Source organism: Dokdonella sp. (genome assembly GCF_049593775.1).
Classification (GTDB): Bacteria; Pseudomonadota; Gammaproteobacteria; order Xanthomonadales; family Rhodanobacteraceae; genus Dokdonella.
Window position 1 is genome coordinate 1 of the sequence record NZ_JBAWHJ010000235.1, and the last position, 8,396, is coordinate 8,396.

Annotated in this window: 8 protein-coding genes; 3 read left to right on the forward strand and 5 right to left on the reverse strand. The window is 61.9% G+C overall.

What is annotated here, in order from left to right:
* Window positions 1–949: class I adenylate-forming enzyme family protein (locus WBP53_RS08485; RefSeq protein WP_423927876.1), on the forward strand; the 949-nt coding region annotated here is incomplete at its 5' end.
* A 95-nt stretch (window positions 950–1,044) separates the two neighbouring features.
* Here the strand turns inward: WBP53_RS08485 and WBP53_RS08490 are convergent.
* The gene (locus WBP53_RS08490; RefSeq protein ID WP_423927878.1) at window positions 1,045–2,283 is read right to left on the reverse strand and encodes a pyridoxal-dependent decarboxylase, exosortase A system-associated; all 1,239 of its coding nucleotides are present in this window, start codon (window positions 2,281–2,283) and stop codon (window positions 1,045–1,047) included.
* A gap of 189 nt (window positions 2,284–2,472) precedes the next feature.
* Here WBP53_RS08490 and WBP53_RS08495 point away from each other — a divergent pair, with 189 nt between their 5' ends.
* A complete protein-coding gene (locus WBP53_RS08495) occupies window positions 2,473–3,750 on the forward strand; it encodes a PQQ-dependent sugar dehydrogenase (RefSeq protein ID WP_423927880.1) in 1,278 nt (425 codons plus the stop codon).
* 34 nt (window positions 3,751–3,784) lie between these two features.
* Here WBP53_RS08495 and WBP53_RS08500 read toward each other — a convergent pair whose 3' ends face one another.
* Window positions 3,785–4,708, reverse strand: a complete 924-nt coding sequence (locus WBP53_RS08500; protein WP_423927882.1) for a glycosyltransferase family 2 protein — start codon at window positions 4,706–4,708, stop codon at window positions 3,785–3,787.
* On the opposite strand from WBP53_RS08500, the gene WBP53_RS08505 reads away from it, so the two are divergent.
* A complete protein-coding gene (locus WBP53_RS08505; protein ID WP_423927884.1) occupies window positions 4,707–5,717 on the forward strand; it encodes a polysaccharide deacetylase family protein in 1,011 nt (336 codons plus the stop codon). The two genes, WBP53_RS08500 and WBP53_RS08505, sit on opposite strands and share 2 nt — an antisense overlap.
* A gap of 10 nt (window positions 5,718–5,727) precedes the next feature.
* Here the strand turns inward: WBP53_RS08505 and WBP53_RS08510 are convergent, their stop codons facing one another.
* The 3 genes from WBP53_RS08510 to WBP53_RS08520 form a co-directional block, all read right to left on the reverse strand.
* Window positions 5,728–6,777 (reverse strand): hypothetical protein, encoded by a 1,050-nt coding sequence (locus WBP53_RS08510; protein ID WP_423927886.1) that lies wholly within the window; start codon window positions 6,775–6,777, stop codon window positions 5,728–5,730.
* Window positions 6,774–7,763: an NAD(+) synthase gene (nadE, locus tag WBP53_RS08515; protein WP_423927888.1), complete on the reverse strand. Its 990-nt coding sequence runs from the start codon at window positions 7,761–7,763 to the stop codon at window positions 6,774–6,776. The genes WBP53_RS08510 and nadE overlap by 4 nt, the downstream gene beginning before the upstream one ends.
* The coding region (locus WBP53_RS08520) for a class I adenylate-forming enzyme family protein (protein WP_423927890.1) at window positions 7,760–8,396 on the reverse strand (637 nt) is incomplete at its 5' end. The genes WBP53_RS08520 and nadE, both read right to left, overlap by 4 nt.

Below are 8,396 nucleotides of genomic sequence, written 5' to 3' on the forward strand. Positions count from 1 at the left end.
GTTTGACTATGGCCTGTATCAGTGGCTCATGTGCGTGTTGACCGGCGCAACCCTGGTGCTCGAGCGATCCTTCGCGTTTCCGCAAAAGATCCTGCCCCTGCTCGCCAGCGAGAACGTCACCGGGTTCCCGCTGGTGCCGACCATGGCTGCGCTGATTGTGCAGTTGCGCAACTTCAAGCCCGAATGGGCCACGAGCGTGCGCTTCCTGACCAACACGGCGGCCGCCCTGCCGCCTGCGCACATCCTGAAACTGCAGGCCATGTTTCCGCGGGCGCAGATCTTCTCGATGTATGGCATGACCGAGTCAAAGCGCTGCACCTATCTGCCGCCAGAACAACTGCAATCCCGCCCCGACAGCGTCGGCATTGCCATTCCGGGCACCGAAGTCTGGGTCGCGGACGAGAACGGACAGGTGATGCCGCCCGATACCGTCGGTGAGCTGGTCGTTCGCGGAGGTCATGTCATGCAGGGCTACTGGCGCAACGACGACGCGACGGCCAAGGCTTTGCGCGTTGGGCGTTACCCGTGGGAGAAGGTCCTCCACACGGGTGACCTGTTCCGCATGGATGCCCAGGGCTACTGCTATTTCGTCGGGCGCAAGGATGACATCATCAAGTCGCGCGGCGAGAAGATCAGCCCCAGGGAAGTCGAGAACGTGCTCTACGCGATGCCAGGCATCCGTGAAGCGGCGGTGGTCGGCGTAACGGACGAGATTCTTGGCCAGTCAGTGAAAGCGATCGTGGCGCTTGCGGCCGACTCGAATCTGACAGCGCGAGACGTGATCGCTCATTGCATGGCCCATCTCGAAGACTTCATGGTGCCCAGGCAGATCGAGTTTCGAGATGCCTTGCCGAAAACCCCAACCGGCAAGATCCGGCGCAGCGCGCTGCAGGCCGAAGCCGAAGGACGGTCTATTGAAGATAGTGAAACCGGTTCGGCCGATTCTTGAATGGGTAGGAGCAGGCTTCAGCCGCGATGCTCTTGTTGTACCTGACCATAAGCATCGCGGCTGAAGCCTGCTCCTGCAAAGTGGCAAAACCAAACTCAAACCAAAGCTTCGACTGCATCCGGGTGGCTGAGGAATTCTCGCGGACTGGCACTGCGTCCGTAGGCACCTGATTGAAAGACGACAACAAGATCGCCGACTTCGGCACGATCCAGTTCGGCATTGTCGGCAAGCAGATCGAGTGGCGTACACAACGGACCGACTACGCTGGCAGTCTCCTTTTCCGCAGTCAGCCGATTGACGGCGACGGGGTAGTTCCGGCGCATGACCTGGCCGAAATTGCCCGAGGCGGCCAGATGGTGATGCATGCCGCCGTCGACCACGAGATAGACCTGGCCCCGCGAGATCTTGCGGTCGATGACGCGGACGACATAGAGGCCGGCTTCACCGACCAGGTAGCGGCCCAGTTCGATGGCCAGCGAAACACCCGGCATCTCCCGCCTGGAACGCACGCACAATTGTTCAAGGTTGTCGGCGATCGAAGCCAGTTCAAGCGCCGAATCCCGCAACGTATACGGGATGCCGAATCCGCCGCCGAGGTTCAGGATTCGTGGAACAACGGGGCAAACCTCAAGCCAGTCGAGAACGAGTTCGTAGCTGCGCGTCTGCGCTTCGACGATGGCTTGCGCATTCAGGTTCTGCGAGCCCGCGAACAGGTGGAATCCTTCGAAATCGAGTCCCGCGGCGGCGATGTCGGCAAGCAACTCGGGAACGCGTTCGGCATCGACGCCAAATGGGCGCGATCCACCACTCATCTTCATTCCCGATGCACGCAGTTCGAACGGCAGGTTGACCCGGACTGCAACGCGTGCAGCGATACCGCTGCGCTCACTGGCCTGCTTCAACGCATCCAGTTCGCGGAATGACTCGATGTTGACCAGGATGCCGGCTGCGTGCGACTGGCGCAGCTCGGCATCGGATTTTCCGGGCCCTGCGAAGCTGATGCGATCGGCAGGCATGCCGCTGTCCAGCGCAGTGCGCAGTTCCCCCCGTGAAGCGACATCCAGGCCATCGACCAGGTTCGCCATGTGGCAGACAAGGGCGGGCATAGGATTGGCCTTGACGGCATAGTGCAGCTGAATGCCTTCGGGCAGCGCCGCACGCAGCGCGGCCACGCGTGCGCTCAGGCGCTGGCGATCGTACAGATAACAGGGCGTGGAACCGACCGCGTCGACGACACCCGACAGCGGCCGGCCGCCGACACGAAATTCACCATCGGCGGCACGCTCCCAGATGGCATTGCTATTCGTGCTGTAGCTATGAATCTGCGGTTTCAATGGTTTTCCGTTTGCGCACAACGCATCAGTGGAATCGGTACTCTGGGCTATACTACGGTGTCGCAGGAATCAAAGGCGACTCCTGCTTTCTGGCGAAACCGGTTGCCTGCGGTCATCGCCAATGCACCGCTCCACTGGTGCACATCGACGTCGCCAGCAATGGAGCTGCCCCGGAAACGGGCCGATGCCATGAAAATCAAGTCCAGAACCCTTTTTCCTGCAGCGGTGTTCAGCGCGCTGCTAGCCTTGCTCGTGTCGCCCGCACTGGCCGCGATTCCGGCTGACCTGCACCTGACCCCGGTTGCCAGTGGCCTCACCAATCCGGTCGCCCTGCGCAGTCCCGAGGACGGCAGCGGGCGATTGTTCGTACTTGAGCGCGGGGGCAGCATCCGCATTATCAACAGTAGCGGAACGCTGCTCGGCACGCCGTACTACACCCGAAGCGTGGATACTTCGGATGTTGAGCGCGGTTTGCTCGGCATCGCGTTCGATCCGAACTTCGCCAGCAATGGCACGCTCTACATCGTCTACACCGGGAGTGGCAGCAACGGAGAAATCCTGCGTCGCCTGGTAGCCAGCAACCCGGCAGCAAACACGTTTTCGGGCACCGATACCGAAGTCATGCGAATTCCGCTGTTCTACAACCACAACGGCGGTGACATCCACTTCGGTCCGGACAACTACCTCTATTGGGGAACGGGCTCGGGAACCGGCAGCTTCGATCCGGAAGATCTGGCCCAGAACCTCTGGAAGAAGACGTTTGGTAATACGACCTATTACCTGATGGGCAAGATGCTGCGTCTGGATGTGCGCAACACGACCGGATCTGCCGCTGCCAACATGTGCGGCGCAACCCCGGGGCAGCCGGCCAGCTATTCCATCCCGCCCGGCAATCCCTACGCCGGCACGGCCAACACCTGCGCCGAGATCTGGATGTACGGCTTCCGCAATCCGTGGCGCTGGAGTTTCGACCGAGCCAATGGCGACCTCTGGATCGGCGATGTCGGCGAGGGCAACTGGGAAGAAGTCAGTTATAGGCCAGCATCCGGCGGTTCCAATCGCAATTATGGGTACCCGCAGTGCGAAGGCAACCATTTCGGTCGCCCTTCCGGCTCCGGGTCGAACTGTCCTGCAAGTTACGGATCAGTCGCCCCCGTCATCGAATACTCACATGTCGACCTGCGCTGCTCCATCGCGGGCGGGTACCGCTATCGCGGGCCGATCGGGCCGCTGAACGGGCACTACATATTCGGCGATTCTTGCAGCAGCCAGATTTTCATTGGCGCGCAAGCCGGGGGCCCGACATTCACGGTGTTTCCTTCGGGCATTGCACCGGGCTATGGCACCGTGTCGGCCTTCGGTGAAGGCCAGAATGGCGATCTTTACGTGGTCGACCACCAGAATGGCCGGATCTGGCGCTTCGATTCATCCGAATCGGACTTCATTTTCGAGAACGGATTCGACTGAATCCCGAGCTGGCTACGAGTTGCCCGAACGGCTTCTAGCGTTTGTTGCGGCCGGCCAGATTCAGCGCCATGCGCTTGAAGCCCAGTAGCACCGTTGCGCGCACGTTCTGGCGAATACGCGGATCCGCCGATGTGCCGCGAGCCTTTCGCGTCCATGCCCAGGCCGCGCGAAAGCGATTATCGAAGATCGCGCCGCGTGCATTGCGCAAATAACCGGCAGCCAGAGCGCGCGACTTGTCCTGCTCGGAAACCCGGTCGCCCGATTCCGCCACGCAGCGTTCAATGACGCGGGTGTAGTCGTCGTAGGTGCGCGACAGCGAAGAAAGCCCGTCATGCCCACGAATAGCTCGCGCGAGCGCTTCCTCGACGACGCCGATCTGCCATCGACTGGCGATGCGCAGATGGAAATCGAGATCCTCGGCCGTGGCCAGCGTCTCGTCGAAACCGCCGATATCGGCGTAGACCTCGCGCCGGAACATTGCCGAAACCGGCGCCAGGGCAGGGTCCTGCAACACCATGGGCAGCACCCAGCCATCCTCGCGAATGACATCGCGACGGCGAAAGCGGTCAATCGGTCGGCCCTCGATGTCGACCCGTTCGACATCACAAAGGACCATGCCGAAGGCAGGGTGCGCCTCAAGCCAGTCCACTTGTTTCGCGGTTTTCTCTGGCATCCATTCGTCGTCGCTGTCGAGCAGGGCGATATAGCGCCCGCGTGCCATCGCCATGCCGCGATTGCGCGCCGCAGAGACGCCGGCATTGGCCTGGCGCACGCTGATGATGCGATCACCGAACGCGGCCTTGAGGGCCTCGCCCGTGCCATCCGTCGATCCATCGTCGATGACGATGATTTCGTCGACCTCACGCGTTTGCGCAAGCGCCGAGTGGATCGCGCGGATCACGAGCTCGCGTCGGTTGTATGTCGGTATGATGGCCGAAACATCCGGAACTGCGGTCATGCTGTCTGATCTCGTCAAGAAGTGCCTCTATGGTAGCGGCCTGCTCGGTCTCTACCACCGTTTTCGCAATCGGCGCACGCTGACGGTCATCATGTTCCATCGCGTGATCGACCCGCGCGATCCGCGCTGGGCTTCGTGTGATCCCGACTACACGCTGGATACTGCGTTGTTTGATCGCTGTCTGGCTTTCTTTGCGAAGCATTACAACATCGTCGCCACCGCCGATGTTCTGGCGGCCCGTCGCGGCGAGAAGCAGTTGCCGGATCGCGCGCTGCTGATCACTTTCGATGACGGCTGGTCGGACAATCTCGATTTCGCCTTGCCGCGCCTGCGCGCCGCCGGCTTGCCTGCCTTGCTGTTCCTGGTGGCTGATGTAGTCGGAAGGCGCTTGCCGTTCTACCAGGAGCGCCTGGTGGGAGGCTGGAGGCTTGGCAAGGTGAAAGCCGGCGAGTTGCTTGCATCGGCCGGGCAGGCGCGTCCTTCGGCTGGCAACGACATGGCAACCCTGCGCGAGGCCATCGCGGCTATCGAGAAACTGACCGATGCCGAGCGTGAATCCGCGCTGGCGCCATTGGCGGAAGCCATGGATGACGGGCATCGGCACATGCTGCTGGCCGAGGAGCTTGGCGTGCTCGAGAGCGGCGGCTTTGCCATCGGCTTGCACGGCAAGACACATACGCCGATGACGCTGGCTGCCAACCTCGATGCCGAACTGGCCGGCGCTCGCGCCCAGGTCGCGCCGTATCTGGATCCGTCCGAGCCGCCTGCGACCATGTCATTCCCTCACGGTCGCTACACGCCGGAAATAGCCGAACGCGCACATCAATCAGGTTACCAGCTGGTATTCACCAGTGATCCGGTCATCAATCCGATTGCGGATCGGCCCGGCTGGTTGCTCGGACGCGTCGGATTCGAACAACCTGGAATCGTCGGCAAGGGCGGCGGCTTTCGCGCCGACAAACTCGCCTTGTTGCTGTTTCGCAAACAGAGTCGCCTGCTCACAAGCTGAACACGCGGGTCTACTCGTCTTCGTCGGCCGAGGTCAGGTACAGGTCGACATCGTCCACGTTGCGACCATCACTCCATTTGCCGAATACCGGGCGTTTGCCGCGTGCGCTGAAACCCGCTGCTCGCCAGCCCTCGAGGCGATCGGAACGCCCCGCGATTTCAATCGAGAGTGCGGCATGACCCTGCTTGCGCGCTTCGGCCAGCAGCGCGTCGACATGGGTACGCGACACACCAGTGGCGGCTTCTGCGGACCAGAAATCGCGCACATGCAGGGTGTTGTCCTTCACCTGGCAGGCAAACCACGCCTGCAGATCGCCGTTGGCGGGATCGCTCAACAACAGAAATTGTGTCTTTTCGAACGGGCACTGGTCGAAACGCCAGCGTGCAAAAGCGTAGTCGCGTATCGACAAGGCCATGCTGTCGGGTGCGGATCGAGCCCACAGCGAGTCAAAACGTGGATCGGCCGCATCACTCCAGAGCACCAGCAGGCGCGGATCGCTGCGTGCGCGCCAGCCGTCGCGAAGGCGCACGCCGATATCAACCAGCCAGCCGCCCATCGTCGCCAGCGCGCGCGGCATGCGCCGGGCGAGGTAGTCGGCATGGCGCAGGACACGTGCATGGCGCACGATTTCACCCAGCTTCGAGTAGCCCACGCGCTTGAATACCGGCGCGGCCTTGGGGTTTGGAAATCCGTACAACAGGCTGAATCGGGCCGCGCCATGTTCGGCAATGGCAGCCTGCAACATCATCGCGGGGCCAAGCGAGCGATGTTCGGCACCTACGGCCAGGTCAACGAGTACCCCGGCTTCCATCGCGGACCCGCCTACCAGCATCTTGCGCGGACCCGCCGAGGCCACGCCAACATGGGAGCCGTCGGCGACATGGCGCAGCAGGCACAGCGTGGGCTCGCCAAACGGACATTTGGCATAGAACCAGTCGAACTTGGACTGCATGCGCACGTCCTCGCCGAGGTTTCCACGCCATAGTCCCAGCACCTTGCCGCGATCGCGCGCGACATCGCCGATGTCCACCACGTACGGCGCCGGAGCAGGCTCACTCAATGCGGCAGGTCCAGTTCATTGACTTCGCCAACCAGGATCGGTGCGCGGTGCATGTAGCGGGTCGTGCGCCGCTTGCTGCGGATGTCTTCATAGACAGCCTCGGCCTGCGTGTCGCTGATCTCGAGCACGCCAGCCAGTTCGGCTGCAGGCACATCGTGGTTGAGCGACCACAAGGCCAGATCCATGGAGCGATAAGGCAGTGCGAAATAGAACTCGTCCTGGCCCTGTTCGAGGCTGTAGGTGTCGGTGGTCGGAATCGCTGCACAGACGCGTTCGGGCAGGCCGAGAAACCGGGCCATGCCGTACACTTGGGTCTTGTACAGATGCGCGATCGGCTTGACGTCGGCAGCGCCATCGCCATTCTTGACGAAAAAGCCCTGGTCGTACTCAAGCCGGTTCGGTGTGCCGACCACACCGTAGTTGAGGCGATCGGCGTGGAAATACTCGAGGTTCTTGCGAATGCGCTGCTTGAAGTTCGTGGCGGCGACGATCTGCAGGTATTCGCTGAGGCCGAGTGGCCGTTCGACCTGTTCATCGGTCGGCGATACGGCAACCAGTTTGAAGCGGTTGATCTGTCCATCGATGCCGCCCTCGATGACGATCTTGAAGCGCCAGCCTTCGCCATATTCGGGCAGGGCCCTGCGCACGGCTTCATCGCGAGCCTTGTAGCAGCCGATCGCGGCGAGCGCCGGAGCGATGTCCACCGTTTCGACACGAATGCCAAGATGGCTGGCGAGGATATTGGCGCGCGCGGCGCTGTCGTCGGACGAGTCGCGCTCGGGAAGGATCAGGGCGAAGACGCGTTCGGGGCCGAGCGCACGAACCGCAAGCGCCACGCTGGCCGAGCTGTCGATGCCGCCGGAAATGGCGACGACCAGGCCACGCTTGTGCAATTCGCGAGCCGTGACTTCGCGCAGTCGTTTGGCGATTCGATCCGCCTCCTGTTGGTAGTCGATGTCCAGAACGCTCCATTCCAGCTTTGTCACGAGACCTCCCGCGGTTCGGTGGTGGCAATCAGTTCCGCGCGCCGGATCTTGCCTGATGCTGTCTTCGGCAGCGCGTCTACGAATTCGATGAGTTTCGGTATCTTGTATGCAGCGAGTCGATCACGGCAATGTGCCTTGATCTGGTTGATGGTCAACGCGTGCTCCGCGGCGACTACGACAAAGGCCTTGATCACCTGTCCAAGGGTGTCATCGTCGATGCCTGCAACGGCAGTCTCGGCGATTTCGGGCAGCTCGGCGATGACTTCCTCGACATCCTTGGGGTGTACGCGATGGGCACCGGTCTTGATCATGTCACTGCGCCGACCCGAAAGGTACAGGAATCCATCCTCATCAAAATGACCCATGTCGCCCGTCTTGAGCCAGCCCTCGCGCAGCACGCCCGCGCTTGCATCGGGATTGCGCCAGTAGCCAAGCATGATGTTCGGGCCGCGTGCGAACACTTCGCCGATTTCGCCTGAATCCGTAGTGCTTCCATCTTCGCGGCGAACAACGAGTTCGACGCCGGGAATCGGGATGCCGACTGCGCCGGCTTTTTCCTCAAGCTTTTCCGGTGGCAACCAGGCCAGGCGCGCGGTCGCTTCGGTCTGTCCGTACATGATGAAGATGCGTACC

Excerpts from the sequence above, each read along its gene's own strand:
- WBP53_RS08495 (WP_423927880.1), top strand. The coding sequence starts at position 2,473 with ATGAAAATCAAGTCCAGAACCCTTTTTCCTGCAGCGGTGTTCAGCGCG.
- WBP53_RS08505 (WP_423927884.1), top strand. The coding sequence starts at position 4,707 with ATGCTGTCTGATCTCGTCAAGAAGTGCCTCTATGGTAGCGGCCTGCTC.
- WBP53_RS08500 (WP_423927882.1), bottom strand. The coding sequence starts at position 4,708 with ATGACCGCAGTTCCGGATGTTTCGGCCATCATACCGACATACAACCGA.